Below are 25,899 nucleotides of genomic sequence, written 5' to 3'. Positions count from 1 at the left end.
AGCTTTTATACATTAACCTTGTTGCACTACTTTTTTCAAAATAGCTGGCAGACTTCGCCAACTTTCCTTAGCTATTTCTCTTTGCTCCTGCAAAATATCTTTCAAAATATCATGAGTCGTTAATGGATTTGCTAAAACCGTTCTAAATACAGTTATGGTTTGCCCACCATACATTTTGGGGGTTAAACGCGTTCGCGATACAAACGACTTACCTGACTCACGTTGTTTCTTTTGGATAAAACGTGTTAAGTCATTTAACAAATCGTTAATAATAATCTTCTCATCGGTGGAACATGTTGCCATAAAATCTTTAACCACTTTAGGCACATAACGGTAGGTTAACAAACATAACTCTGGTGCTGTGATCAATTCAAAATCATCATCTTCACGAATAAGTTCGGCAAAGTAGTTAGCTGTGTTAATGCTACGATCAATCAGCATTTGATAGCCTTTACGGCCCATGACTTTTAAACAAGCATATACCAACATCGACATACCAGGACGGCTGCCCTCAAGGGTATGTGAGCCTAAATCTTTAGACCCTTTACGTAATATATATTCAGCGTGGTGTTCAATAACATCAGTAGAATGTGGGTCTTTAAATAACACCATACCGGCGCCCATAGGCACATACATTTGTTTATGAGCGTCAATGGTAATTGAGTCCGCTCTTTCGATTCCAGCAAGCTTAGGGCGTTGATTTTCAGATAATAATGTTGCCCCGCCCCATGCGGCATCGACATGGAAATGGATCTTGTGTAACTCAGCTAAATCAGCCATAGCTGTAAGTGGATCGACACTGCCAGTTTCGGTGGTACCCGCAATGCCAACAATGGCCATGATACCGGCATTTTGCTGTTTTAGTTCTGTAATGGTTTGTGCAAGTAAGTCTATGCGAATTTTGTTATCGTCATCCGTAGGTACCGTGACGATATCTTGTCGCCCTATTCCTAAAATATCGGCGGATTTACTTAACGAATAATGTCCACGTTCAGAAACGAGTACCACAACACGGTCATAACCATAATGTAACATGGCGCGGTATAAACCTTCTTTGGCTACCCCTTTGAAATTCCCATTTGGGCCTAACATGGTATTACGCGCAATCCACAAAGCGCTGATATTGGCAACCGTACCACCAGAACAAAATGCACCTAATGAGTTATTTGCACTGTGCATATAATGTTCGTAATAGCCGTCGTTATTTTCTCTGGTGCTGCCGTATGCAATACGATGCAACATTCCTATAACTTGGCGTTCTAAAGGCGTAAATGCTTTGGAAGTTTCTATTTTTACCAAGTTCTGGTTTAACCCCACCATCAATTTAGACAGAGGTAATAAGAAGTATGGTAATGCAGAAGTCATGTGGCCAATAAAACTTGGCGAAGACGTATGGACTGACTGAGCAACTAATTTATGCAGTAATTCATCGGCAATGTCTGATACAAATTGCGGTTCTTCGGGCATAGCCGAGTCTAGAAAGTCTTTTTCGATCTCAGACAAGGGTTTTTCAACCGCTACGATATGATCACGTAAAAAACCATCTAGGTTTTGAGATACTTCTTGTTCAATCCGTGACAGAGTTGAGTCTGGCTCTTCAGGAATGGTGAATATCCGATATAAATTTTCTTCTGTTGCCGCAGCAATACGTTTATCAGGCATAGCTAAATTTAAGCCAATTTAAGTTGCCTGTACTTTACTGTAACTGACTTAAAATGTCTTCATTTTATAGTCACCAAACGCTTTTAAACTTTGTCATTTAGCAAATAATTCACGCTAAGTGTGATGGTTCGTCGCCAATTAACAGCTTAGATTTAATTATATTGATGGCAATACTCAGCATTTCATTATTCAACTGACGCCAATCAAAATAAGGTGTGACTAAACAGTGATGTTGCTCAGACCATTTTAGTTTTTCAAAATTATGATGAGACACCAAAGAAGAAGTGTCTAACTGTGTTTGTGCATAATTAAATCCACAAGTGATTGAAACGCTCGTGTGTTTAGTTAAATCTAATTGACTGCGAGTATCTTTAAGCTCAGAAAAACAGATATATTCAAATCCATCTTCTGTTAATAGCTTAGTATCTCGGTACTCTTGCCATGTCTTACATTGGGTATCAAATAATGCAAAAGAGATTTTAGCTAATATAGAAAACACCTTACGCCAATGATTTCCCGTTTTTTGAATAATATCCGCTGCTTCTGTTAGCTGAAACGGCCTATTAATATCGTGTTCAAAACCATCCAATGGCGGACGATTAGCAATATGCAATACAGTCCTTGGCGCACTCGACCCAACACCAATTAACTTACTTTTATTCATCTACTTTATACAACTTAGTTCACCTTACGTTTTACCTTTAACCTATATTACACACATAAAAAAACCGAGCTAGGCTCGGTTTTATCTAAATCTAATCGATTAAATATCGTTAGGCTTAGGACGTGAGTTACGTTTACGTTCGTTTTCAGTAAGGAACTTCTTACGGATACGAATGCTTTCTGGCGTCACTTCTACTAATTCGTCATCATCAATGAATTCTAACGCTTGTTCCAATGTCATTACGATATGAGGAGTAAGTGTTTGAGCTTCATCTGTACCAGATGAACGTACGTTAGTTAATTGCTTACCTTTAAGTACGTTAACGGTTAAGTCGTTATCACGGCTATGGATACCAACAACTTGACCTTCATAGATGTCCGTTGCGTGTCCAATCATCATACGACCACGAGATTGTAAGTTAAAGATTGCATTTGTTAACGCTTTACCCGTTGCATTGGCAATCAATACACCATTCAAACGTTGACCAATTTCGCCACCTTTAAATGGACCATATTCGTAGAATGTATGATAAATCAAACCAGAACCAGACGTTAACGTCATAAATTCAGTTTGGAAACCAATTAAACCACGGCTAGGCATGATGAAGTCCATACGAATACGGCCTTTTCCATCTGGTGCCATGTCAGTAAGTTCAGCCTTACGTACACCCATTTTTTCCATGATAGAACCCTGATGTTGTTCTTCAACATCAATCGTTACTGTTTCATAAGGTTCTTGTTTCTCACCGTCTACTTCACGCATGATAACTTCTGGACGAGATACGGCTAACTCATAACCTTCACGACGCATGTTTTCAATTAGGATACCTAAGTGTAATTCACCACGACCTGAAACTTTAAATTTATCTGGATCATCAAGTTGCTCAACACGTAATGCAACATTATGAACCAATTCTTTTTCCAAACGCTCTTTGATGTTACGAGACGTTACATACTTACCTTCTTGACCAGCAAAAGGAGATGTATTTACTTGGAATGTCATTGTTACTGTTGGTTCATCAACAGACAATAAAGGCAAACCTTGTACTTCTGTAGGACAACAAACTGTGTCAGAGATTTTTAATTCACCAAGACCTGTAAGCGCGATGATATCACCAGCATGTGCGCCTTCAGCTTCGTAACGGTCAAGACCTAAGTAACCAAATACTTTACCTACTTTAGCGTTATGAACTGGACCAGCAGCAGTTTGGATTGTTACTTGTTGGTTTGGTTTAACCGTACCACGTGTAACACGACCAATACCGATAACACCTAAGTATGAGCTGTAATCTAATTGAGAGATCTGCATTTGGAATGGACCATCAATGTCCGCAGCCGGAGGTGGTACTTGGTCAATAATAGTTTCAAACAATGGAGTCATGTCTGTACCAGTTACGCCTTCTTCATGAGAAGCCCAACCGTTTAATGCAGAAGCATATACTACTTGGAAGTCTAACTGTTCATCTGTTGCACCAAGATTATCAAACAAGTCAAATACTTGATCCATAACCCAGTCAGGACGAGAACCTGGTTTATCAATTTTGTTGATAACTAGAATTGGTTTAAGACCTTGAGCAAATGCTTTTTGTGTTACAAAGCGAGTTTGCGGCATTGGACCTTCTTGAGCATCAACAATCAATAATACAGAGTCAACCATTGACATTACACGTTCAACTTCGCCACCAAAGTCGGCATGTCCTGGAGTGTCTACGATATTTACACGGTAGTCTTTCCAATCAATCGCTGTGTTTTTAGCTAAGATTGTAATCCCACGCTCTTTCTCAATATCATTTGAGTCCATTACACGTTCTTCGGCATCACCACGAGTCTCTAGTGTTCCAGACTGTGCTAATAATTTGTCAACCAAAGTTGTTTTACCGTGGTCAACGTGAGCAATAATAGCAATATTGCGTAAGTGAGCAGCATCAGCTGGTTTGTTCATTTAATTTCTCTCAAATTCATATTTCTTGGGGACCATGCGATTAAAATAAGCCAGTTAAAACACATATATTGCTTTAACTTTTAACTTCAACCACATTAAAATTTGCGCGCATTATACACGAATAAAAAAATAGTGGGTAACAAAAGAACAAAGTTAATGCCTCTTCTTTTGCAAATTTACTAACTAATAACCAAATCAAAGCTGAATAATTTACATTTACGGTTGTTTTTCATTTTAACTTCAATAGACTAACCATCGTTCAAAATTTAGCTACTTGGTGTTAACATGGAAAAAAATGCCTTTTACAAAGAGGTGTTCTCGACAGTCTTAGGATACAGCCTAGATTTATTTGCTTACATAGATATTAATTATCGTTATCAATATGTAAGTAACAGTTATGCTCATTTTTATGGATTTTCTTCTGATGAGCTAATTGGTCGAACTCCAGATCAAGTTTTTGACTCAACGACTTACCAAGCCGTTATCAATCCATACTTAAATAAGTGTGTAAAAGAAAAGAAACCCGTTAACTTTGAAACGTGGATCACGGCAACCAAATTACAAGAACCTCATTTTTTATATATGTCTTACCTACCTCATATTTCTCGTGAGACGGGTGAAGTGGTAGGGGTAATTGTCATTGCCAAAGACGTCACTGAATTCAAACGTGCTGAAGGCATATTATCGACCTCGGCGAATACCGATCCATTAACCGACATCCCGAACCGACTATTTTTAGAACGAAAGTTAGATTCATTAACAAAAGGTACGGGCCGTTCAACGGATAAGTTTGCACTTCTGTTTTGTGATTTAGATGGATTTAAGCAAGTTAACGATTCTCATGGTCATGCCGTTGGCGATAAAGTGCTTTATCAAGTGGCAAAACGGTTAAGAAAACATATTCGAAGTGAAGATATCATTGCGCGTTACGGTGGTGATGAATTTATTATTTTGGTCTCACCTTTGGTAGATATCAGCGTTGTTTCTATTATCAAAGAAAAAATTGACCGATCTATCTCTCAGCCTTTTGATGTTTCAGGCATTAAGATTAATATAGGCGTCAGTATTGGCACTTCTATTTACCCAGACGAAGCGACGGATGTATTAGAATTAATTAACCAAGCTGACCGTAGAATGTATCAAAATAAGAATAATAAATCAGTCGGATAAATTCATTAATCATTTCTATATCCCGTTAATTTTTAACTGATATAATCAAATTCACTTAAACATTGAATTCAGTGGAATATAGTTCTAAGTTTATTACTGATCCGAAACTAATTTAATAATCCATCAACTATAAGTAACCAAAACCTCCTATGAACGTAAAATTTATAAATCCATTTTTATCGTCTTTAATGAATGTGCTTGAAACCATGGCTATGACTAAATTAGTTCCGGGTAAACCATCACTCAAAAGAGAACAACAAGCCCGTGGTGATGTTTCAGGTTTAATCGGTATGGCAAGCCCACAAACGAAAGGCTCATTATCCATCACTTTTGAAGAGTCTTTGGCATTGTCCATTATGGAAAAAATGTTGGGGGAAAGACCGGACTCAATCGATGCTGACGTTACCGATATGGTTGGTGAAATAACCAATATGGTTACTGGTGGTGCAAAAAACATTCTTGAAAAAAATGGCTATGACTTCGACATGGCAACCCCTATGGTTGTTTCAGGTAAAGGTCATACGATTAATCATAAATGTGAAGCTGCGGCGCTGATCATTCCATTTGACTCTGAATTTGGTAAAGCATTTATTGAAGTTTCTTTTGACGTTTTAGATGTTTAATCTAGCCTGTTATTGATTAATGAATAATTGGCAAACTGAAATTACATTAGAACCTCGAAAACGCGGTTTTCATCTAATTGATCCTGAGATACTCAAGCAACTCCCTCAATTACATAATTGTCATATCGGAGTTTTAAATTTATTTATTCAGCACAGTTCCGCTTCTTTAACGATTAATGAAAATGCAGATCCCACAGTAAGAATCGATATGGAATCACATTTTAATCAATATGTTCCAGAAAACGCTGCATATTATTTACATACTTTTGAAGGGGCCGATGACATGCCAGCCCATATAAAAGCGTCAATTTTGGGAAGTGCGGTTCAAATCCCAGTCAATAATGGCAAGCTGTTATTAGGTGTTTGGCAAGGAATCTATTTGGGCGAGCATAGAGATCACGCGTGTAAGCGTAATATTATCGCAACTTATGTTGGCTCCTAATCTCAAAACTTTATCACAGAGCAAAATGTTCTGTGATATTGTCACACACTTGTTGTAATAATCGTTGGCGGGCTTCAACACTTGCCCACGCAATATGCGGTGTGATAATTAAATTATCCAAAGGAGTGTTTAGCATTAAATGATCTGCACGAGGCGGTTCTACCGTTAATACGTCCACCCCTGCACCTAATATCTTATTCTGTTGCAAGGCTTCGATTAAATCAGCCTCATTAATAATGCCACCTCTAGCTGTATTGATTATTACCGCATTAGATTTCATTAAATTCAATTCAGCGGCACTGATTAAGTTAGTCGTTTTTGCTGTTAACGGACAATGAATACTAATGACGTCAGAGGTTTTGAGCACTTCATCAAAACTAACTCTGCCTTCTCTCACTGTGTTGGCATCTTTATGATCAGAAATAATAACCTTCATATCAAATGCCGCAGCAATTTTCTCTACTGATTTAGCTAAAGTGCCATAACCTATTAAACCTAAAGTTTTATTTGTTAATTCAGATATCGGGAAGTCCAATAAACAAAAAGATTTACTCTTGCTCCAATAGCCCTGTTGTACACGTTGACTGTACTTACTTGTATTATTCAGCAACTCTAATATTAAACTAAACACTAACTGTGCAACTGAATTACCTGCATAATTTTTGGCATTCTTAACAGCAACACCAAGGGCATCCGCAGCGATTAAATCAATATTATCCATGCCGGTGGCCGCGACACATATCAACTTTAAATCTGGTAATTGTGATAAAACGGATGCATCCAATTTAACTTTATTGGTAATGATAACCTGTGCATTATTACTGCGCTCGAGCACTTCATTTGGAGATGTGTAAGGATATGAAATCCAATCTAGGGGTAAGGCGTTTAACAGCTCAAGATCTATATCCTGCCCCATGGTTGCTGCATCTAAAAAAACACCCGTTAATTGAGACGCTTTCATTTTAAAATCTATTTATCATAAAGGTTAATATTCGATTTGTGGTAAGTTATATTTTTTCTTAATTAATCTACGTTCACTAGCCACATTATCCAATGACTTTTGATAGGCTTGAATCACTTTATCCGGTGTTTTTTTGTTAAACGCTAAATAATTGCCAATTTGATTTACTCGCCAAACTTGCTCATATTTACTTGCATCTGCGTTTAATCGATCCGTTAAATGTTGAAATCCATGCATAGAGACCATCATCATATCCACACGCCCAGATTGCAGCATAATAAATGCACGTTCTAAATTTTGCACTTTCGCCATATTAAAATCAGGGAAGCCCATTTGTAATAACGAAATTTCAGATATATCACCTTGGATTGTCGCAATTTTATGATTTAACACATCACCAAAATTATCAAACTTAAGGTTTGAACTTTTTTCGCCATCAATACATGCACCGATTTAAAAAATGGTCCTACCCATTTAAATAGATCTTCTCTTGCTTCAATTTTAGACATAGTAAATAAGGCTGAATTGGGTTGTTTTAACACATTTCGATAACCCCTTGTCCAAGGAACAATAGTCACTTCCTGATCGGGTAAGTTTAAATCGGCCCATATAAGTTTTAATGAATCAACGGTAATACCGACTAATTCATTATCTTCCATATAGTTTGCAGGAGGGAAGTTTTCTGTATAAAAAGTGATGACTGGCAGTTTAGTAGGCTTTAAATTAAATTTATTGGCCGCGAATCCTACACTCGAAAAAACAAATATCGTTAGCGCTAAACATAAACATATAATTTTATTCATTGGGACTCTGATAACCTAAATTTCGCTTAATAACGAAACTCAGAAGTAATTAAACACGTTCTGATTATCAGGAAATTTATATTTAATTCAAGCCTAGGCTTTGTTTATCTTTTATTTTTCGCAACGTGGAGATGAAAATCATTCCCAATTGAGAGATAAATAGCTAATTACTTAAATAACAGCTTAAATCGTTTGAATCTTGATTTGAGGCGGTCTGGTTTTGGTTGTTGTTGACTGATAGGCGCTTTTTTATGATAACGGCCGATGACTGAGGTTAATACTAACGAAGCAACCACTGAATACAGAACTTGATGTGCAGAATACACTTGGAATGCCAACGTAAGCACCGTCATATCAATCACAAAAATAACTTTACCGGTATGAATACCATAATGTTTCTCTAAATAGAGAGCCAGAATATTCACCCCTCCTAATGACGCACCATGTCGAAATACCAACAAAAGCCCTATCCCCATTAACCCACCGCCGATGAAAGCCGCTAACCAAAGAGGAATGGTGTCAATGACAATTAATGATGACAACGTATCGGATAAGGTTGAAACAAGCGCTATCGCAAATATACTTTTGAACGTGAATGACTTGCCCATTTGTTTATAGGCAATAATAAAGAAAGGTAAATTAATTAAGAAAAACCAAGTACCTAAGCTTATTTCATAGACATGGTTAGATATGGCAGCTAGTCCACCAGTACCACCGACCAATAACTGGCTGGACTGCAAAAAGAAAAAGCCCAACGCAACCAAGAAGCAACCTTCTATTATCGCGTACCATTCAAATGCTATCTTTTTCATTTTCACCTCAAATTTTGTGGTGCGTAGTATATATTTTTACCAGTTATATTTCGAGTATTAACTCTAATTGACTATTTTCATAATTCTAGCAAAAGGTAACTTTACTTTACTACCTTGCACCGAATCGGGGATAAGCGACAAATTCCCTCTACTTACGTTGATATATTTTAGGCATAAAAAAACACCGTCCTTAGACGGTGTTTTTATTCATCAATTCATAACCGCAAGCGGTGTATGAATTAAGCTTCAGCGATTACTACAATTTTAATTGTTGCAGTAACTTCTGGGTGTAATTGGATAGCAATATCAAATTCACCAACTTCACGGATAACGCCTTCAGGCATTTTAACTTCCGCTTTAGCAACTTCAACACCAGCATCAGTGATTGCTAATGCAATATCACGAGTACCGATTGAACCGAATAATTTGCCTTCTTCACCAGCTTTAGAAGCGATAGTCACTTCACCAAGACCAGTTACTTTGTCAGCACGAGCTTCAGCAGATGCTAATTCAGCAGCAACTTTCTTCTCTAATTCAGCGCGACGCGCTTCAAACTGTTCAGTGTTAGCTTTAGTTGCTGGAACTGCTTTTCCTTGAGGGAAAAGGAAGTTACGAGCAAAACCAGACTTAACGTTTACGTTGTCGCCTAGTGAACCTAAGTTAGCAACTTTATCTAAAAGGATAACGTTCATATTTATTATTCCTCTTATTGATGTAAGTCAGTGTAAGGTAACAATGCTACATAGCGTGCGCGTTTGATTGCACGAGCTAGTTGGCGTTGATACTTTGCGCTTATACCAGTAATACGACTTGGTACGATTTTGCCACTTTCTGTAACATAGTTACGTAATGTTGCTAGATCTTTATAATCTATCTCTTTTACGCCATCAGCTTTGAAACGGCATACTTTACGACGTCTGAAATAACGTGCCATTTGAATTCTCCTAATTGAGTATTTCTATTTGTTGAGCATGCAAGGCAATAATGGGAGTCCCTTTATTACTTTCGTGACGGTTTAAAAAACCACTCACTTGAACTGCATCACCAACAATAAAATTTTTAATTAACTGTTGTTGCTCTTTGCCACAGGTGACAACATGAATTCGAATATAAGCATTTCTACTAAACTCTGACTCTTGCTGTATGGATTTATGTTCAATTGAAAATTGACCATGCACCACCCCTGCTGGGCTTTCTGAAAACTTAGGTGCTTTGCAAATCAGGCCACTTAATACAACTTGATTAAACACTTAAGACTTACTCCAGCGCAAATTAAGCAGCTTGTTCTTTCTTCTCTTCTTTAGCTAAAGGAGAAGCTTCTGTAACTGCGCTATCTTTACGGATAGTTAAGCTACGTAAAACCGCATCGTTATAGCGGAAAGATTCTTCTAGCTCAGCAACTACTTCACTTGGCGCTTCAATGTTCAAAAGAACATAATGTGCTTTGTGTAGTTTCTCAATTGGATAAGCTAATTGACGACGGCCCCAGTCTTCAAGACGGTGGATTTGTCCATTTGCTTCTGTGATAGTACCAGTATAACGTTCAATCATACCTGTAACTTGTTCACTCTGATCAGGGTGAACCATTAGAACGATTTCGTAATGACGCATCGTTTGATTCCTTATGGATTTTTAGCCTCAAAATCAAGCTCAGCCACACTTGAACAAAGGCAAGGAATTATAATTAATGGCTGATTTGGGCGCGAATTATACGGGGATTAGCTAATAAAACAAGAACAATGTGATTAATTATCAAACTATTTGCTATCGTCCTCTTCTTCTTTCTTTTTCGCAGCGGCTAGAGCGGCAGCTTCGGCTAAATCTCTTTTTCTTGTTCTATTTCATCAATCAAAGTTTCGTACGCTAACCTAAGTTGAGGATCATTAGGATCAGAGAGCATATATTTAAAAGAAACTTCGCCTTTATGGTTCACAAATATTGTTGTGGGAGTACTTTGAACGCCAAGTAATTTAGCAACATCATCGCCTTTTTCCAGCACTTTAAATGACAAACCTCGACTTTCCATTTCTTGTGTAGGTTTTGCTCGAGGGTTTTCCCAAAAACTAATAGCGTACGTTTCAATACCTTTATCAACATATTCTATTGCTATGGTCTCTAAACCAGGTTGCAGACGTTTACAATATGGACACCAGGTTGCCCAAAAGTGCAAAACATAAGCCTTGCCTATCAAAGCATCAGACGACAGTTCTATGTTTTTATTTTTAATACTCCAAGTGGGAACCGCTTCCGATACCACTATAGGGTTTCCATCTTCATCCAACTCAGCATCATCAATAGCAAATACTGTGAAACTGCATAAAAACAGTATTAGGAACAACTTAACTTTTAACATCATGTTTTACTAATACCCTTCAATTAATCTTAATCATTATAAATTAATTCTTAACTTCTCTGTCGAACTGCTTCAAACAAAATCACACCCGTTGCCACAGATACATTTAAACTTGAAACTGTGCCAGCCATTGGAATTTTCACCAATTGGTCACAATGTTCTCTGGTTAAACGTCGCATGCCTGAACCTTCTGCACCCATTACAATCGCTAATGGACCGTCAAATTTCATCTGGAATACATCTTGTTCCGCTTCACCTGCGGTGCCAATGATCCAGACTTGTTCATCCTGCAACATTTTTAATGTTCTTGCCAAATTAGTCACCACAATTAACGGCATCACCTCTGCCGCTCCACAAGCAACCTTACGAGTCACTGAGGTTAATTTGGCAGATTTATCTTTAGGTACAATTACCGCATCAATACCTGCAGCATCAGCAGTTCGGATCACTGCCCCTAAATTATGTGGGTCAGTAACCCCATCTAATACTAATAAAAATGGGGCTTTACCGACTGCAACTTTGGCATCGATAATGTCTTTCAAGTCAGATTCGTCTTTTTGCTTTCCGGCTTTTACTTTTGCCATGATGCCTTGATGTTGTTCACCTTCACTTTTATCATCTAATGCTTTTCTAGACATATACTGAATGGAGACACCTAAACTTTGAGCATCCGCCACGATAGGTACAACACGGTCGTCATCGCGACCTTTTAATACATAGACTTCAATAACTCGTTCTGGTTCATGCTGTAAGATAGCTGCAACTGAATGGATACCGTATGCTAATTCAACGCTCATTTTTTGACTTACCTACTTTTTATTACTGCTATTAGATTTTGCTTTGCCCGACTTGGGGCCTGAACCAGATTTTTTCGCTGCGATTCTTTTACCTGCACGTGACTTAGGTTTTTTCTTACCACTTTTTAGCGCTTTTTTACGGCCGTCACCTTTAGGCGTTTTTTCATCTTTGCTTTTATTGCTATTCCGTTTACCCGAACTATCCGATTTAGTAGACGCACCTGCTTTTTCTGCACCTTTATCTAAAGGCACATCACCTTTGCGTAAACGTTCTCTAATAGACGTTGCTGTATTTTGTGTTCTTGCTTCGTTTGCTTTGCTGCGACCTCTTGAGCCTTTATTAGCAGCTCGACCGTTAGAAGCCCTGCCACCTTGAGTCGGTAATTCAGCCAATTCAAAATCGATTTGTTTCTCATCAAGGTCGACCGCTTTCACTCTCACTTCTAGTTTATCGCCTAAACGAAATACTCTGCGGTTACGCTCACCAACTAACACATGACGATCACCATCATATTGATAGTAATCATTACCTAGTGCTGTGATATGAACTAAACCTTCAATGTGCAAATCAATTAAACGCACAAAAATACCAAATGAAGTTACAGATGAAATAACACCGTCGTGTTCAGACCCAATATGGTCTTGCATAAACTCACATTTCAACCAAGACTCAACATCTCTGGTGGCTTCATCTGCTCGACGTTCTGTCATTGAACATTGTTCACCAAGCTCATCTAACTCTTGTGCATTATAAGCATAATGACCTGATGTTTGTTGCCCTTGTTTATTGATAATCGCCTTAATTGCGCGATGCACAATTAAGTCAGGGTAACGACGAATTGGTGAAGTAAAATGGGCATACCCTTCAAGTGCTAAACCAAAATGACCGATATTATCGGCTTGATATACGGCCTGGCGCATAGAGCGGATCATCATAGTTTGAATTAATTCACCATCGGGTCTTGATAAATACTTATTAACTTGGCTACTTAATTCTTTTGGCGTTGGTTCATCACTAAAGGTCAGTTCACCACCTAATTCAGCGATGAAGGACCTGAAAGTCGCTAACTTGCTTGGATCTGGTTTGTCATGCACGCGGAATAATGCTTCGGCATTATTCTGTTCAATAAATTGTGCCGCTGACACGTTCGCTAAAATCATACATTCTTCGATGATCTTATGCGCGTCATTACGCACAACAGTTTCGACTGATTCTATTTTACGCTGAGCGTTGAAGATAAATTTAGGTTCAATGGTTTCGAACTCAAATGCACCACGCTGAGCGCGTACTTTTTTCAGTACGGTATACAGTTCATATAAATCAACGATATGCGGATAAACATGCTGATAGCGATCTCTTTGCTCTTCATCACCGTCTAACATTGCCGCTACTTTTGTATAGGTTAAACGAGCGTGGGAGTGCATTACGGCTTGATAAAATTTGTGCTCAGACAATTCACCATTAGCATTTATGGTCATTTCACACACTAAACACAAACGGTCTACTTGTGGGTTTAATGAACACAAACCATTAGATAACTCTTCTGGCAACATAGGCACAACTTGATCAGGAAAATAGACTGAATTTCCTCGTTCAATTGCTTCTTTGTCCATTGCTGAATTATGTTTTACATAATGAGATACATCGGCAATGGCTACATATAATCGCCAACCACCGGTTTCTAATTTTTCGCTGTAAACCGCATCGTCAAAATCACGTGAGCTTTCACCATCTATGGTGACCAATGGTAATTTACGAAGATCAACACGGCCTTCTTTGTCTTGCTCTAATACTTCTGCGGATAAATTTTTCGCAAAATCACTAACTTGTTTTGGCCACTCGTGCGGGATCTCGTAGTTTCTCAGTGCAATTTCAATTTCAACTCCAGGCGCCATATGCTCGCCAAGTACTTCAACTACTTTACCAATGCCACTAGAGCGTTTATCAGGTCGAGTCACTAATTCAACCACCGCCATTTGACCATGACGAGCGCCTAACTCTTGACCTTGGGGAATGATAATCTCTTGTTTAATGCGGCTGTCATCCGGGATCACAACCTGAACCCCCATTTCAACAAAGTATCGACCTATTATTGGAGCGGTTCTTGGCTCTAATACATTAACCACTCTTGCTTCGGTTTTACCTTTGTATTCGCCAATCTCTTGAGCACGCACTACGTCACCGTGGAATAATTTACGCATTTGACTGTGGCTAATATACCAATCATTTTTGCCTGGTTTGGTGCCTTCAAGTTGCAAGAAACCGAACCCATCACGATGGCCAATAACCTTGCCTTTAACAAAGTCACTTTCTAGGGGAATTTCATATTTGTTGTGTCGATTATATAAAAGCTGCCCTTCACGCTCCATGGCACGAAGTCTGCGTTTTAACGCTACTTTTAAATCATCATTGGGGATGTGACACAATTTTACCAGTTCGCCAAAACCTAACGGCCCACCATTTTTGTTGATTTGTTCAAGGATAAACTCTCGACTTGCAATTGGTGTGTCGTATTTTTCTTGTTCCCGTGAGAAGTTCGGGTCGTGTTTTGGCATTAAAGCTCGCTTAATAATAATATGAATTTAAAAGGTGTTATGTGTGTATTATAACTCGGTGGTTTTATTGAACAATGTTTAGTTTTGTTTCTTAGCCCAAGACTAGTGTAAAAACGATCAATTACAAGCGGATGACAGTGAAACAAGAGCCTGCACACGCTATAACACAGGCTCTTTATAATAAACGAACTAGGCAGGATAAGCTGACTTGAGACCTTGATAAACAGACTCTTTAAAATCAGGTTTAGAGGCATCAGTGGAGCGTAAAACATCCATTAATACTTCGTTATCTTCTTTGCCATTCCAGATTTTAATATATTCACCGGTTTTGTAACCATGATCTTGGCGGAAAAAGTTTAATACGTTTTTACCTACATAATGTCTAAACAGCTCATCAAAACTTAATTCTGTTTGTTCCATTAAGCCTGCAAAGGTAGTCACATCGAAATTTTTTGTTGCTAATGTATTGCTCACCATCACTTCGATGGTTTCGGCAAATGTTGCTTGCGTTAGTGGATGACTCAAACCTTTTTCAATATCGGCGGCTATTTCTGCCACATCTTGGCCTGACACCAAACGTGCACTTAAACCAAAGTGAAAAATGTCGATTAACTCTAAATGAACTTGTTCGATATCGGGTTCTTGGTGTTTCCACCATTTCCAACCGTAGTGATCTAACATTTCAGCCAGTTCTACCCATATAGCTCTATGCCATGAAAAGCCTTGTTCACGCCATTGTGGGTGAACTTTAGTGTTCATGTCATCTTGCATTTGTAACATGGTTAATAATTGTTGTTGCATTATATTCACGCTCAAAAAATTGAATTTAGTTATTATGGCTCATCATAACAGAGTATTTTTTAATTTTCCGTTCAAATTAACACTACCTAAAACATTCTAAATGATTACAATTGATAACAATTAATGCGTTTGTTTTTTTGACTAATTACGCTCCAATGTTAACTAACTTCTCGTTTGTATTATTTACTCTTTTAGGAATTGCAGTATGAAATCTTTTATTAAATCCAGTTTGGTAATTACCTTATTGACTCTACTTTCAGCTTGTTCAGATGATAACGATGCGGACGAAGTACTAAATTACCCTGTGTTAGATAATGATTCAAACGTGCCATTTGACTTATCTCGTGGAGAATATGCTTGTTATGAAATGGTGACCAGTTTAGGTAACGTAGAGTTAGCGTTAGATGAAAGATATGCACCCGCCACCAGCTTAAATTTCAAAAACTATGTTGAAACCAGTTTCTATGATGGTTTGATATTTCATCGAGTCATCCCTAACTTTATGATCCAAGGTGGTGGGCTGGAACCTGGACTCATTAAAAAATCGACTCAATTGCCAATTGAAATAGAATCAAAAAATGGACTAAAAAATTACCGAGGCCGCATTGCAATGGCTAGGACGGCAGCACCAAACTCTGCAACATCACAATTTTTTATTAATACAGTGAACAACTCATTTTTAGATTATGGTAATGCTTCAGATGGGTATGGATACACAGTATTTGGTGCCGTCATTGCAGGTATGGATGTGGTTGATGCGATAGAATCTGTGCCTACAGAAACAGTAAGTCCCTATGCTGATGTCCCTGTTACGGACGTTACCATTGATACAATAACCGCCATGGATTGCCCAGCGTCTTAACATTGTGATGATTCAAATTGTTTGATCCTCATAAAAAAACGAGTCCACAATGTGCACTCGTTTTTTATATATCAATCACTAGCTGATGAAATTAATCGCTACTCTGTTCAAGTTCTAAATCATGCTGTTCAGCTACCATCACCTGTAATGTCTTATCAAACCAATCGGTGAGAATACGTTTCTCATAAAAATATGAGTCATGACTAAGTCTGAAGCTACCCCCTCTGTCCATGAAAAACATATCTTTTAACTTTACGGTGTCGCTTGTTATTAATTGATTACCTTTGTTGAGTTGATATTCAAACTCAATCATTGGCCAATAAGTATGTTTAACTATTCGGATCTCTCTGTGCATAGCAAAACTGTAACGAACATCACCAGCCAAATTAAGGTTTGTCACTTTGATTTTTAGCTCAACATCATCAGGTAAATCTTGTGCTAATTTGCTAAAGTGCTTTTCAAATTGATTAAACAAACTTTTCCTAAATTGTAACTTGCCAGAGTTTGAGTGACGGATATCTAAATAACTATCAGGGTCTTGCCACTCTACCGATGCAGTACCTGCATGAGTCGCACTAATAAATATAAGACAGGTAACTAATATTAATTGGCTCATAAATTTAATCATTTTATTCATACTTATTTTGTGTCGAGAATTCAAAGTATAACGCCAGTTCCAGAAATCTCACGTTAGTTTTAAATAAATGCTGAATTAATGTGGTCATTTCTATAACCTATTGGAATATCTTGAGTTGTCATATTTTAAAAGGCAAAACGTTAGTGCCAATTTTTAATACCAAATCTAATATCCATCCTAATGTATGGTTATTAATGTTCGCGCAAGCTTTGATAGGCTCTATTGGCCCTGTTATTGTATTTGTTGGTGGGTTTATTGGGTTGAAACTTGCTCCAACAAAAGTGTTAGCCACTTTACCTATCGCTTTAATGGTCGTTGGTATCGCTATATTTATGTTACCTGTGATTAAAGCTTTATCTATTGTTGGGCGTAAAAAAGGGTTTATCATTGCCATCGTATCAGGTTCCATAAACTGTTTATTTGCGGCGTACACCATTGAAGCTGGTAACTTTTGGTTATTTTGTCTTAGCATCTTGTTATTCGGCATCATGATCGCTGCGGTACAACAATTTCGTTTTGCCGCAATGGAATCAGTCCCGGATGAATTAGCCGGTAAAGCGGTTTCCATCTTATTAGTCGCGGGACTCATAGCCGCGTTTATTGGACCAGAAGTCGCCTTTGTTGGTAAAGATTGGTTTGAAACCGAATTTGTTGGTTCCTTTATTGGTGTCTCCGTTTTATTGATGTTGTCTGTTATTTTTATTGCATTTTACAAACCGCTATCAAAGCCTAAAGATGAAATACAAGCACCTAAACGTGAACTAAAAGAGATTATTAAACAACCTGTATTTTTAGCGTCGATTATCAGTGCTACCGTCGGTTTTAGTGTCATGAGCTTTATTATGACCGCGACACCGATAAGCATGCATGTCCATAGTGGATTTGATATGCAAGACACAAAGTGGGTAATTCAAAGTCACATCATCGCCATGTATTTACCTTCTTTTTTACCGGCCGACTTATCCAACGTTTTGGCCAAGCTAATATTTTATATAGCGGTATGGTTGCTTTATTCGCTTGTATTATTATCGGCTTCGCTGGGCATCAATATGTACACTATTGGGGCGCTTTGGTATTACTGGGCATTGGTTGGAATTTTATGTTTATTACCGCCACGTCGTTATTACCAAGAAGTTATACACCATCAGAGAAATTTAAAATCCAAGGGTTAAATGACCTTGTAATGTTCACCTGCCAAGCGGTAGCATCCTTATCCGCGGGATGGGTTATAAACACACTTGGTTGGAATGCTATGCTGGTTATTTGCATTCCATTATTACTCGTTGCAGCTGTTGTTGTAACGAATTGGCGCGCTTCAGAATTGAAGATCAATTCCGCATTTTTAAACACAAAATCACAACCGAATACTTTAGAGGAATAATTATGGATTGGCTTGGTTCACTCATGTCGGCGTTTTCAAACTTTGTTTGGGGCATGCCGATGATTTTTTTATTAGTGGGTGGAGGTATATTTTTTACCATTTATTCAAGACTGGTTCCTTTTCGATATATAGGACATGGTTTATCCCTGTTAACCGGAAAACACGATAACGATTCAGAAAAAGGTCAACTGACACATGCACAAGCTTTGTCCGCCGCACTAGCAGGTACTGTTGGCATGGGCAATATATCAGGCGTTGCCTTGGCGATTACCGCTGGCGGCCCTGGCGCTGTATTTTGGATGTGGTTAACCGCGTTATTAGGTGTTTCGACTAAGTTTTTTACTTGTTCACTTGGGGTTATGTTTAGAAAAACGGATGAAAATGGTGAAGTGCATGGCGGTCCTATGTTTGTGATCACCGAAGGATTAGGACAGAAATGGAAACCACTTGCCTTATTGTTTGCCTTTGCAGGTTTATGGGGAACAATACCGTCTTTTCAAGCTAATCAATTAACCGCTGCGTTACGTGAAGAATTAATTCCTAAATCTTGGTTTTCATCGCCAGACATGTTCAACATTATTGTGGCCGTAGTGATCACACTGTTAGTGGCTGGCGTCATTCTAGGTGGATTAAAACGTGTTGCATATGTGACCACTCGATTAGTACCAAGTATGGCAATTATGTACGTATTAATGACTTTAGCTGTGCTGTTTAATCACTTACCTGAACTTCCACAATTGATTCAGTCTATTTTTGTTGAGGCTTTCCAACCTCAAGCCGTAACAGGTGGCATTCTGGGTGTACTTATCATAGGCGTTTCAAGAGGCGTATTTTCTAATGAAGCGGGGATTGGTACTGAAGTGCTTGCCCATGGAGCCGTGAAAACAGACGAACCGATTCGTGAAGGGTTAGTTGGCATGTTAGGACCAATTGTTGACACACTTATTATGTGTACTTGTACAGCACTCGTTATTCTCGCTTCTGGCATGTGGCAAGATGTTGAAGGGGTTAAAGGCGTAGAATTAACCATGCAAGTATTTGGTCAAGAGCTTGGGGTTATTGGTCAAGTATTACTGGCGATTCAAATTTTATTTTTAGCCGCCAGCACCATGTTTACTTATTGGTACTACGGTGAGAAATGTTTTGTTTATCTGTTTGGAGAACAAAATGGTAAATATTACAAACCATTTTATTTAACTACTATCGTGATTGGTTGTTTAGTGACATTAGATGTCATCTTTAATTTTATGATGGGCATGTATGGCTTAATGGCAATACCAACTATGTTGTCGGCTATTTTATTAGCGCCTAAGGTTAAAGCCGCCGCAAAAGTCTATTTTGCTAAGCTCAACTAACCAAATATTTTATTTAAAATAATCATCGTTATCAGGCGAACGTTTTATGGCTATGAAAAAGAATACTAAATCAACACTCTACATTCTTGCGCTCTTAACCGCTGCATTGATTGCCATGTATGAGTGGAGTTCATATTTATCCAAAGACGTTTCTTATGATGATTTGCCTGAGTTTAATCAGTGCGAAAAAGTATTTGTGGGGAAAATCCCTTATGCCTGTAATCAGGGTGAATTAATTTACGTTGATGAAGATGTGGCTGATGAGTTTTGTACGGACAAAGTGTTTGTCCGTGCTAATGGCAGCGTTTACTGTGAGTACAATGGTAATCGACCAGATAGAACGAGGCCAATAAAACAATTTAATACCCGTAATGAAAAAGAATGATATTGGTGATTAATATCATTCTTATTACGACTTCTGTTTTAAAACTTAGCTAAAAACTTAAATGCTTTTTGTTTCCAACCGGAATATGGCGCGTATCGAACAGGCGCATCGGCAAAGAAGCTTTTATGCAATACCGGTTTTAAATGGCTGAACGAATCAAATCCCCACTTGCCATGATAAGACCCCATTCCTGAGTTCCCTACCCCACCAAACGGAAATTCTGAATTCACCATAAAGACAACCGTATCGTTAATACTTAATGTACCTGCGCTGGTTTCATTGGTTACTTTTTTAATCGTTAGTTCATCATTACTAAATAAATATAATGCTAATGGTTTTTCTCTGTCGTTAATAAAGTTAACGGCTTTGTCCATGGAAGCCACTTCGATGATAGGCAACAAAGGGCCAAATATTTCTTCTTGCATCACAGGACTGGTTAGCTCAGGACCAAAGATGAGCGTTGGCGCAATATACTTTTGCTCGGCATCCGTCTGTCCGCCAACAATTAATTTATCTTCAATCCCATTTAAGTAACCGGTTATACGCTGAAAGTGACGGTCGTTGATAATCCTTCCATAATCTGGTGACTGTTTGGGATCATGACCATATTGTTTAATTAATGACAATTGTAATGCTTTAATTAAAGGTTCACGTTGCTTCGGTGTTACTAAGATATAGTCTGGTGCTATACAGGTTTGTCCTGCGTTAATAAATTTGCCCCAAACGATTCTATCTGCGGTTACTTTGATATTTGTATTATCATCTACAATGCATGGGCTTTTCCCACCAAGCTCTAAAGTCACAGGGGTTAAATATTCACTAGCCGCACGCATGACTATTTTCCCAACAGCTTCACTGCCAGTGTACATTATGTGATCAAAACGTTGTTTCAATAATTCAGTGGTAGCCGCAACATCACCTTCATAAACTACAATCGCATTTGGGTCTAAATATTTAGGGACTAAGTCAGCCAATAAATTTGAGGTCGCCTGCGAAAGCTCAGAAGGTTTAAGTACAATACAATTACCTGCTGCAAGTGCCGCCACCATAGGGCTTAACACAAGTTGCAGAGGATAATTCCAAGCCCCCATAATTAACACAGTACCTAAAGGCTCAGGTGTTATTTTGCTTTTACCAGGTTGTAACAATAAAGGGGTTTTTACATTTCTTGGTTTGGCCCATTGTTTTGTTTTCTTAAGAAACAAAGCGATGTCTTTTAATACAAAGCCATATTCGGAAACATGGGATTCAAATTGGCATTTTCCTAAATCATCAAACAGCGCTTTGTAAATGGTCTTTTCATTTTCTTCCAACATTTGCTTTAACGCTAACAACTGGCCTTGGCGCCATTCTAAAGATTTAGTTTTACCACTAGCAAATGTGTGTCTTAATTGAGAAATGAATTCCATTTTAATTAACCTTAACTACGAATTTTCTGCATCGAAGATAACTTGATTTATTAATGTTGGCAACTTGGGCAATAAAATGAATTTCTTTGACCAATTTTAATTGACTTTAATATGCTGTCACACGATAAACACGCTTTTCCTGCTCGGCCATAAACCAATAATTCTTGAGCAAAATATCCGGGGTTACCATCTGACTGAGTAAAGTCTTTTAAAGTGGTGCCTCCTTGTTTGATTGCCTCTGCTAACGTCTGTTTGATATGCGCAGTTAAAGCGACATATTTTTGTTTTGATATTTTCCCAGCTGGCTTTCTTGGGTCGATTCCCGCTTTAAACAAACTTTCATTAGCGTATATATTGCCAACGCCCACCACCACATGGTTATCCATAATAAAGTTTTTAACTACTGTGGATTTACCTCTGGATTTTTCGAATAACCAAGTAGAGTCAAATTCGTCCGTTAAAGGCTCTGGGCCTAATTTTGTTAACAACGCGTGGGTAGTGTTAGGTTGTTGCCATAAAAATGCCCCAAAGCGACGAGGATCGTTATATCTAAGTACTTTTCCGTTACTAAACTCGATATCAATATGATCGTGTTTTACAAGCGCTACGTCTTTATCAACAACACGTAATTTACCAGACATGCCCAAATGCAAAATAGCACTGCCGGCTTGGGTATCGATAAACAAATATTTTGCTCTGCGTGACACCCCCATTACCGTTTGACCAACTAATAATTGAACCTCTTCAGGAACCGGCCAGCGCAACTGACCATTTCTAACGACAACTTGAGTGATTATTTGATTTTCAATATGTGGAGTAATACCTAAACGGCTTACTTCTACTTCTGGTAATTCAGGCATTATGGTTAACTTAATTATTTAGATTGAGTAAAACGGCAGGGATAAACAAGGCTAACTGTGATTGATCGATTATCAACCACTGCGCAATGTTATGATCAAAAATGTAAACTACACCTGCATTATTATCGATAATAAATTCAAACACTTGGGTTTGCTGTTGGCCGATCATATCCAGGGATATTGGAAATCGACTGTTTGAGCTATTAATTGCAGGTTCATTTTCCAATATTTCTAACGGCTGTTCAGCCCAGTGTTGAATAATAGTTTCAGGACTCATTTTAGTCTGAATGTCTACTTGTGTTAACGTGCGCCACCCTGACCCAATACGTTCAAACCGTAAACCGTTAAAGTCTATATTCTGCAATAAACTTGATGATTCAATTAACGTACGTTTGATCTTGTCATTGTCGTTGGAGACAAATCGTTGATGTGTACTGTTAAACAATACAATCATAAATAGCGATGCAAAAATTAATACGTTATTCCAACCTCGTTGGGTTAACCCTGTTTTCATACTAGTCCTATCAAACTACTGGTATAACTGTGACTTTACAATTTATAGTGATTAATTGTGCTAATCAATGTTATTGAATTTTGGACATAAAAAAACCTGACTAATAAGCCAGGTTTTTTAAACTTTTGCAAAAGTTTCAATAGAATTCAAAAAGCTTACTTAATTTTAGCTTCTTTGAAGATCACGTGTTTACGGATCTTTGGATCAAATTTTTTGATTTCCATCTTTTCAGGCATTAGCTTCTTATTTTTATCAGTAGTATAAAAATAACCAGTTCCAGCCGTTGAAACTAAACGAATTTTATCACGCATGATTTAGTTCCTTAGATTTTTTGACCAGCTGCACGCATATCTGCTAGCACTGTATCAATACCTTTTTTATCAATTATACGCATACCTTTAGTAGATAAACGTAATTTCACAAATCGCTTCTCACTTTCAACCCAAAAACGGTGTGTTTGTAGGTTAGGTAAGAAACGACGTCTAGTAGCGTTACGCGCGTGTGAACGATTGTTACCAACCGTTGGGCGCTTACCTGTTACTTGGCAAACTTTAGCCATGTCATTTACTCCAAAACAAAAATTCTGACGTCAATCTAATTAGCCCTATTGGCCAATTAATTTGTCCGGGCATTCGAAAGGGCGCAATTTATACAGAATTTGAGGGTCAAGATCAAGTTTTTGTTGTAAATAAGACGTTTTTTTACCAGTTATTTTTATTTGAGTTTGTTTTTTGTACAAACTAAGGATTTAGGGTGAATTCATTACTGCGAATAAACAAAACATCACCCCTTTGATATTTCCCTTTTATCACGTCCAAAACATGAATTGTTAAGTCCGCACAACTCATCACATTATTATTGGCAATATCGAATTTATCTCTGAATTTTGTATCTATGGCTCCAGGGCATAAACAATAAGAATCAAAGCCATCATTAGCCAAACTTAAGGCTAATGTTTTCACTCCAGCTTTAGACGCACAATACGAAGACCAATCCGCATAAGCGTTGTACGCTGCCGTTGACGATATATGTATTAACTTTGTTTTGCGATTTGATTGTAATGCAGCTTTGCTCACATAAAAACTACCAATCAAATTGACATTAATGTCATTAACCCATGCACTGCTATCCGACTCTAAAATGCGCTTAGGGTGGATACATCCCGCATTATTGATGACCACATCAAATGGCGTTGTTTGACGTTCAAAATATGCAATGACGGATGGCTCAGATGTCACATCTAACTCGCCTCTACTCGGCGTGTGAATATCATAAGTATCTTGGTGACTTTGTTTAAAGCTTTGTGCCCAATCACCACCACCACCTGTGATTAATATTTTTAACATCTACACAACCTCTGGATTGATATGATCATCGGCCGTTTTCTTCAATTCAGTGTATTGTTTGGTAATTTGTTGTTTTAATTTAGAGCTACTAACACCAGCACCGTAAGGAAAATAGAAAACTTGTACACCTAAGTCTCTTAAATAATCATACTTTCCACGCCAGTCATCACCTACGACAAAGATATCAATATTCAAATCTTGCACTCTTTGGGTATGCTCCAAAGAACGCTGCGGTATAACAATATGTGGATACTTTAAAGCCGAAATTATGGCCTGACGCTCTTCAAATGGCACACTAGGCGGATTTTTATAGGTACTCACCAATTCATCAGTACTTACGCCCACAATGAGCGTACCGCCAAGCCCAGCCCCATATTCAATCATTTTTAAGTGATTGCTGTGAAATAAATCAAATGTTCCAGAAACATATACTACAGGTTTCATTTCCATCACCTCATTAATTGTTTGTTAAATAATCCACGACACGATTAGCTGATTGACCATCAACTCGACCAGCGAGTTGGCTAATGACCTTAGCCCTTTGCTGTACTTTAGCGTCAGTCTCTTTTAATGAACCCACTATGGTATCAACTAATTCAGTTGGTGACTGGATCCGCCAACCAACTTGTTCAAAATATTGTATATCTGAGTCCACGCGTTGCTTGAATCGATAACTAAATATCCCACGATAACTCCAACGTAATTTATAAAAATCACACCAAATTACAGGTTTATTTAACGCAGCAAATTCGAAAATGGCCGAAGAGGCATCGGATAACATAACATCGGCCACTCCCATAAAAGGGACAAGATTATAATCTTCAACGTCACATAAATAGACGTTATCAGCTTGTTGCCAACGTTTAAGTATTTTACTGTGTTTTTTGTATTTTGTTTTAATTAAGCTAAAAAAATGAGGCTTTAAAATTAGATTATATTCAGACAGCATTTGCGGTAAATTTTTAGGCATGCACTCTAATGAACTAGGGTAAAACGTCGGCGCATACAAAATTGTTTTTTTGTTTGGGTCTAAACCTAAATCACTTAAATTGACGCCGTTATTATCAGACTGAATGGCAGGGTCTAATTTGGCATAACCGGTATCGATAAACTTATCATTTGGGTGCATACCTTTAAGTCTATTTAGACGATACTCTCCCTCGACAAACCTTACTGTCATTGGCTTTTTAGGCATTTCATAGTATACCGCTTTCGGCCCAATACCATGCAACATCATTGCAGTTTTACTGACACTGTGGATGACATCAATTTGCTCAACCGCATTGCCAAATATAATCCAACTCGCTTTTTGTTCTAAGTAAAAAGATAACGCCTGCGACCAATCATCGGCGAGAAAACAGTCTAAATTTTCTTTATTAATTACGGATTGACAAATTTCATTTAATGATGGATCAGACGTTTTATAAAAAACAAAATAAACTTGGTGCCCTGCTTTAATCAGTTCATCCCTAACTGGTAAATATTGTGGCAAGTAGTATAAATGTAAAACATCAAAAATTATTTTCATAACCAACCAGTTAAAGGAACATATTAAAGGATAAGTA

31 protein-coding genes and 1 pseudogene are annotated in these 25,899 nt (G+C 38.0%); 8 read left to right on the top strand and 24 right to left on the bottom strand.

The features are described 5' to 3' along the window. Window positions 1–12 precede the first annotated feature (12 nt). From panP to typA, 3 genes are all read right to left on the bottom strand, one after another. On the bottom strand, window positions 13–1,662 hold the full coding sequence (gene panP / locus RT723_RS11795; protein WP_216054012.1) for a pyridoxal-dependent aspartate 1-decarboxylase PanP: 1,650 nt from the start codon (window positions 1,660–1,662) through the stop codon (window positions 13–15). A gap of 109 nt (window positions 1,663–1,771) precedes the next feature. Continuing rightward, window positions 1,772–2,326 (bottom strand): DUF6942 family protein, encoded by a 555-nt coding sequence (locus RT723_RS11790; RefSeq protein ID WP_315947294.1) that lies wholly within the window; start codon window positions 2,324–2,326, stop codon window positions 1,772–1,774. Between the two features lie 99 nt (window positions 2,327–2,425). Further along, window positions 2,426–4,267: a translational GTPase TypA gene (gene typA / locus RT723_RS11785; protein ID WP_216054010.1), complete on the bottom strand. Its 1,842-nt coding sequence runs from the start codon at window positions 4,265–4,267 to the stop codon at window positions 2,426–2,428. Between the two features lie 285 nt (window positions 4,268–4,552). Here typA and RT723_RS11780 point away from each other — a divergent pair, with 285 nt between their 5' ends. From RT723_RS11780 to RT723_RS11770, 3 genes are all read left to right on the top strand, one after another. Then, window positions 4,553–5,437, top strand: coding sequence for a GGDEF domain-containing protein (locus tag RT723_RS11780; protein ID WP_315947292.1), 885 nt, complete (start codon window positions 4,553–4,555; stop codon window positions 5,435–5,437). Between the two features lie 149 nt (window positions 5,438–5,586). After that, entirely contained in the window at window positions 5,587–6,060 is a 474-nt protein-coding gene (locus RT723_RS11775) for a chemotaxis protein CheX (RefSeq protein WP_216054008.1), read from the top strand. 19 nt (window positions 6,061–6,079) lie between these two features. Continuing rightward, a complete protein-coding gene (locus tag RT723_RS11770) occupies window positions 6,080–6,502 on the top strand; it encodes a secondary thiamine-phosphate synthase enzyme YjbQ (RefSeq protein ID WP_315947290.1) in 423 nt (140 codons plus the stop codon). 13 nt (window positions 6,503–6,515) lie between these two features. Here the strand turns inward: RT723_RS11770 and RT723_RS11765 are convergent, their stop codons facing one another. From RT723_RS11765 to RT723_RS11710, 12 genes are all read right to left on the bottom strand, one after another. Next, window positions 6,516–7,463, bottom strand: a complete 948-nt coding sequence (locus tag RT723_RS11765; RefSeq protein ID WP_315947289.1) for a D-2-hydroxyacid dehydrogenase — start codon at window positions 7,461–7,463, stop codon at window positions 6,516–6,518. 24 nt (window positions 7,464–7,487) lie between these two features. Then, a complete protein-coding gene (locus tag RT723_RS11760; protein WP_315947288.1) occupies window positions 7,488–7,856 on the bottom strand; it encodes a hypothetical protein in 369 nt (122 codons plus the stop codon). Continuing rightward, on the bottom strand, window positions 7,850–8,266 hold the full coding sequence (locus RT723_RS11755) for a transporter substrate-binding domain-containing protein (RefSeq protein ID WP_315947286.1): 417 nt from the start codon (window positions 8,264–8,266) through the stop codon (window positions 7,850–7,852). The genes RT723_RS11760 and RT723_RS11755 overlap by 7 nt, the downstream gene beginning before the upstream one ends. Before the next feature lie 167 nt (window positions 8,267–8,433). Beyond that, window positions 8,434–9,078 carry a YitT family protein gene (locus tag RT723_RS11750; RefSeq protein WP_315947284.1) on the bottom strand — a complete coding sequence of 215 codons (645 nt, stop codon included), beginning with the start codon at window positions 9,076–9,078 and terminating at the stop codon, window positions 8,434–8,436. 239 nt (window positions 9,079–9,317) lie between these two features. Next, window positions 9,318–9,770: a 50S ribosomal protein L9 gene (gene rplI, locus RT723_RS11745; protein ID WP_216053999.1), complete on the bottom strand. Its 453-nt coding sequence runs from the start codon at window positions 9,768–9,770 to the stop codon at window positions 9,318–9,320. 14 nt (window positions 9,771–9,784) lie between these two features. Further along, window positions 9,785–10,012, bottom strand: a complete 228-nt coding sequence (gene rpsR, locus RT723_RS11740; protein WP_315947282.1) for a 30S ribosomal protein S18 — start codon at window positions 10,010–10,012, stop codon at window positions 9,785–9,787. A 10-nt stretch (window positions 10,013–10,022) separates the two neighbouring features. Next, window positions 10,023–10,328, bottom strand: a complete 306-nt coding sequence (priB, locus tag RT723_RS11735) for a primosomal replication protein N (RefSeq protein WP_216053998.1) — start codon at window positions 10,326–10,328, stop codon at window positions 10,023–10,025. Window positions 10,329–10,350: 22 nt separating this feature from the next. Then, window positions 10,351–10,689 (bottom strand): 30S ribosomal protein S6, encoded by a 339-nt coding sequence (rpsF, locus tag RT723_RS11730; RefSeq protein WP_105050847.1) that lies wholly within the window; start codon window positions 10,687–10,689, stop codon window positions 10,351–10,353. Window positions 10,690–10,894: 205 nt separating this feature from the next. Beyond that, window positions 10,895–11,434 carry a TlpA family protein disulfide reductase gene (locus tag RT723_RS11725; RefSeq protein WP_315947280.1) on the bottom strand — a complete coding sequence of 180 codons (540 nt, stop codon included), beginning with the start codon at window positions 11,432–11,434 and terminating at the stop codon, window positions 10,895–10,897. A 47-nt stretch (window positions 11,435–11,481) separates the two neighbouring features. Beyond that, window positions 11,482–12,228, bottom strand: a complete 747-nt coding sequence (rlmB, locus tag RT723_RS11720) for a 23S rRNA (guanosine(2251)-2'-O)-methyltransferase RlmB (RefSeq protein WP_315947278.1) — start codon at window positions 12,226–12,228, stop codon at window positions 11,482–11,484. Window positions 12,229–12,240: 12 nt separating this feature from the next. Next, window positions 12,241–14,784, bottom strand: coding sequence for a ribonuclease R (rnr, locus tag RT723_RS11715; protein ID WP_315947277.1), 2,544 nt, complete (start codon window positions 14,782–14,784; stop codon window positions 12,241–12,243). Window positions 14,785–14,973: 189 nt separating this feature from the next. After that, complete coding sequence (locus RT723_RS11710; RefSeq protein WP_216054026.1) at window positions 14,974–15,600, bottom strand: dUTP diphosphatase; 627 nt, start codon at window positions 15,598–15,600, stop codon at window positions 14,974–14,976. A gap of 190 nt (window positions 15,601–15,790) precedes the next feature. Between RT723_RS11710 and RT723_RS11705 the strand changes: the two genes are divergently transcribed. Then, window positions 15,791–16,447, top strand: a complete 657-nt coding sequence (locus tag RT723_RS11705) for a peptidylprolyl isomerase (RefSeq protein ID WP_315947276.1) — start codon at window positions 15,791–15,793, stop codon at window positions 16,445–16,447. A 91-nt stretch (window positions 16,448–16,538) separates the two neighbouring features. On the opposite strand, the gene RT723_RS11700 is transcribed toward RT723_RS11705, so the two are convergent. Beyond that, on the bottom strand, window positions 16,539–17,063 hold the full coding sequence (locus tag RT723_RS11700) for a DUF3016 domain-containing protein (RefSeq protein WP_315947275.1): 525 nt from the start codon (window positions 17,061–17,063) through the stop codon (window positions 16,539–16,541). A gap of 215 nt (window positions 17,064–17,278) precedes the next feature. Here RT723_RS11700 and RT723_RS11695 point away from each other — a divergent pair. The 4 genes and pseudogenes from RT723_RS11695 to RT723_RS11685 all read left to right on the top strand — a co-directional run. After that, a pseudogene (locus RT723_RS11695) lies at window positions 17,279–18,166 on the top strand (MFS transporter); the annotation flags it as partial. Continuing rightward, window positions 18,070–18,465 carry an MFS transporter gene (locus tag RT723_RS18175; RefSeq protein WP_428983664.1) on the top strand — a complete coding sequence of 132 codons (396 nt, stop codon included), beginning with the start codon at window positions 18,070–18,072 and terminating at the stop codon, window positions 18,463–18,465. The pseudogene RT723_RS11695 and the gene RT723_RS18175, both read left to right, overlap by 97 nt. Window positions 18,466–18,467: 2 nt before the next feature. Then, window positions 18,468–19,820, top strand: coding sequence for an alanine/glycine:cation symporter family protein (locus RT723_RS11690; protein ID WP_216053992.1), 1,353 nt, complete (start codon window positions 18,468–18,470; stop codon window positions 19,818–19,820). Window positions 19,821–19,866: 46 nt separating this feature from the next. Then, the gene (locus RT723_RS11685; RefSeq protein WP_216053991.1) at window positions 19,867–20,205 is read left to right on the top strand and encodes a hypothetical protein; all 339 of its coding nucleotides are present in this window, start codon (window positions 19,867–19,869) and stop codon (window positions 20,203–20,205) included. A gap of 38 nt (window positions 20,206–20,243) precedes the next feature. Here the strand turns inward: RT723_RS11685 and RT723_RS11680 are convergent, their stop codons facing one another. The 8 genes from RT723_RS11680 to RT723_RS11645 all read right to left on the bottom strand — a co-directional run bounded on the left by RT723_RS11680 (window position 20,244) and on the right by RT723_RS11645 (window position 25,862). Further along, entirely contained in the window at window positions 20,244–21,614 is a 1,371-nt protein-coding gene (locus RT723_RS11680; protein ID WP_315947271.1) for an aldehyde dehydrogenase family protein, read from the bottom strand. Window positions 21,615–21,664: 50 nt separating this feature from the next. After that, complete coding sequence (gene mutM / locus RT723_RS11675; RefSeq protein ID WP_315947270.1) at window positions 21,665–22,474, bottom strand: bifunctional DNA-formamidopyrimidine glycosylase/DNA-(apurinic or apyrimidinic site) lyase; 810 nt, start codon at window positions 22,472–22,474, stop codon at window positions 21,665–21,667. Window positions 22,475–22,484: 10 nt separating this feature from the next. Further along, entirely contained in the window at window positions 22,485–22,988 is a 504-nt protein-coding gene (locus tag RT723_RS11670) for a hypothetical protein (RefSeq protein ID WP_315947269.1), read from the bottom strand. Between the two features lie 155 nt (window positions 22,989–23,143). Next, the gene (rpmG, locus tag RT723_RS11665; RefSeq protein WP_105050859.1) at window positions 23,144–23,299 is read right to left on the bottom strand and encodes a 50S ribosomal protein L33; all 156 of its coding nucleotides are present in this window, start codon (window positions 23,297–23,299) and stop codon (window positions 23,144–23,146) included. Window positions 23,300–23,310: 11 nt separating this feature from the next. Then, window positions 23,311–23,547 (bottom strand): 50S ribosomal protein L28, encoded by a 237-nt coding sequence (gene rpmB / locus RT723_RS11660; RefSeq protein WP_215963297.1) that lies wholly within the window; start codon window positions 23,545–23,547, stop codon window positions 23,311–23,313. Between the two features lie 181 nt (window positions 23,548–23,728). Further along, window positions 23,729–24,334, bottom strand: a complete 606-nt coding sequence (locus RT723_RS11655; RefSeq protein ID WP_315947267.1) for an SDR family oxidoreductase — start codon at window positions 24,332–24,334, stop codon at window positions 23,729–23,731. Then, entirely contained in the window at window positions 24,335–24,778 is a 444-nt protein-coding gene (locus tag RT723_RS11650) for an FAD synthase family protein (protein ID WP_315947266.1), read from the bottom strand. Between the two features lie 13 nt (window positions 24,779–24,791). Continuing rightward, window positions 24,792–25,862, bottom strand: coding sequence for a CDP-glycerol glycerophosphotransferase family protein (locus RT723_RS11645; RefSeq protein WP_315947265.1), 1,071 nt, complete (start codon window positions 25,860–25,862; stop codon window positions 24,792–24,794). Between the last annotated feature and the right edge of the window lie 37 nt (window positions 25,863–25,899).

The organism is Psychrosphaera aquimarina, assembly GCF_032461525.1.
GTDB classification, from domain to species: Bacteria; Pseudomonadota; Gammaproteobacteria; order Enterobacterales; family Alteromonadaceae; genus Psychrosphaera; species Psychrosphaera aquimarina.
Note: the sequence above shows the minus strand (reverse complement) of the source record. Positions and strands in the feature narration are given on the sequence as shown.

Coding starts and splice junctions, on each gene's coding strand:
- RT723_RS11755 (WP_315947286.1), bottom strand. CDS start 8,266: ATGAATAAAATTATATGTTTATGTTTAGCGCTAACGATATTTGTTTTT.
- RT723_RS11705 (WP_315947276.1), top strand. CDS start 15,791: ATGAAATCTTTTATTAAATCCAGTTTGGTAATTACCTTATTGACTCTA.
- mutM (WP_315947270.1), bottom strand. CDS start 22,474: ATGCCTGAATTACCAGAAGTAGAAGTAAGCCGTTTAGGTATTACTCCA.
- RT723_RS11790 (WP_315947294.1), bottom strand. CDS start 2,326: ATGAATAAAAGTAAGTTAATTGGTGTTGGGTCGAGTGCGCCAAGGACT.
- rpsR (WP_315947282.1), bottom strand. CDS start 10,012: ATGGCACGTTATTTCAGACGTCGTAAAGTATGCCGTTTCAAAGCTGAT.
- rpmB (WP_215963297.1), bottom strand. CDS start 23,547: ATGGCTAAAGTTTGCCAAGTAACAGGTAAGCGCCCAACGGTTGGTAAC.
- RT723_RS11690 (WP_216053992.1), top strand. CDS start 18,468: ATGGATTGGCTTGGTTCACTCATGTCGGCGTTTTCAAACTTTGTTTGG.
- rpmG (WP_105050859.1), bottom strand. CDS start 23,299: ATGCGTGATAAAATTCGTTTAGTTTCAACGGCTGGAACTGGTTATTTT.
- RT723_RS11645 (WP_315947265.1), bottom strand. CDS start 25,862: ATGAAAATAATTTTTGATGTTTTACATTTATACTACTTGCCACAATAT.
- RT723_RS11655 (WP_315947267.1), bottom strand. CDS start 24,334: ATGTTAAAAATATTAATCACAGGTGGTGGTGGTGATTGGGCACAAAGC.
- RT723_RS11685 (WP_216053991.1), top strand. CDS start 19,867: ATGGCTATGAAAAAGAATACTAAATCAACACTCTACATTCTTGCGCTC.
- RT723_RS11765 (WP_315947289.1), bottom strand. CDS start 7,463: ATGAAAGCGTCTCAATTAACGGGTGTTTTTTTAGATGCAGCAACCATG.
- rplI (WP_216053999.1), bottom strand. CDS start 9,770: ATGAACGTTATCCTTTTAGATAAAGTTGCTAACTTAGGTTCACTAGGC.
- RT723_RS11770 (WP_315947290.1), top strand. CDS start 6,080: ATGAATAATTGGCAAACTGAAATTACATTAGAACCTCGAAAACGCGGT.
- RT723_RS11700 (WP_315947275.1), bottom strand. CDS start 17,063: ATGAGCCAATTAATATTAGTTACCTGTCTTATATTTATTAGTGCGACT.
- RT723_RS11775 (WP_216054008.1), top strand. CDS start 5,587: ATGAACGTAAAATTTATAAATCCATTTTTATCGTCTTTAATGAATGTG.
- RT723_RS11725 (WP_315947280.1), bottom strand. CDS start 11,434: ATGATGTTAAAAGTTAAGTTGTTCCTAATACTGTTTTTATGCAGTTTC.
- RT723_RS11750 (WP_315947284.1), bottom strand. CDS start 9,078: ATGAAAAAGATAGCATTTGAATGGTACGCGATAATAGAAGGTTGCTTC.
- RT723_RS11670 (WP_315947269.1), bottom strand. CDS start 22,988: ATGAAAACAGGGTTAACCCAACGAGGTTGGAATAACGTATTAATTTTT.
- panP (WP_216054012.1), bottom strand. CDS start 1,662: ATGCCTGATAAACGTATTGCTGCGGCAACAGAAGAAAATTTATATCGG.
- RT723_RS11680 (WP_315947271.1), bottom strand. CDS start 21,614: ATGGAATTCATTTCTCAATTAAGACACACATTTGCTAGTGGTAAAACT.
- RT723_RS11780 (WP_315947292.1), top strand. CDS start 4,553: ATGGAAAAAAATGCCTTTTACAAAGAGGTGTTCTCGACAGTCTTAGGA.
- rnr (WP_315947277.1), bottom strand. CDS start 14,784: ATGCCAAAACACGACCCGAACTTCTCACGGGAACAAGAAAAATACGAC.
- rpsF (WP_105050847.1), bottom strand. CDS start 10,689: ATGCGTCATTACGAAATCGTTCTAATGGTTCACCCTGATCAGAGTGAA.
- rlmB (WP_315947278.1), bottom strand. CDS start 12,228: ATGAGCGTTGAATTAGCATACGGTATCCATTCAGTTGCAGCTATCTTA.
- typA (WP_216054010.1), bottom strand. CDS start 4,267: ATGAACAAACCAGCTGATGCTGCTCACTTACGCAATATTGCTATTATT.
- RT723_RS11650 (WP_315947266.1), bottom strand. CDS start 24,778: ATGAAACCTGTAGTATATGTTTCTGGAACATTTGATTTATTTCACAGC.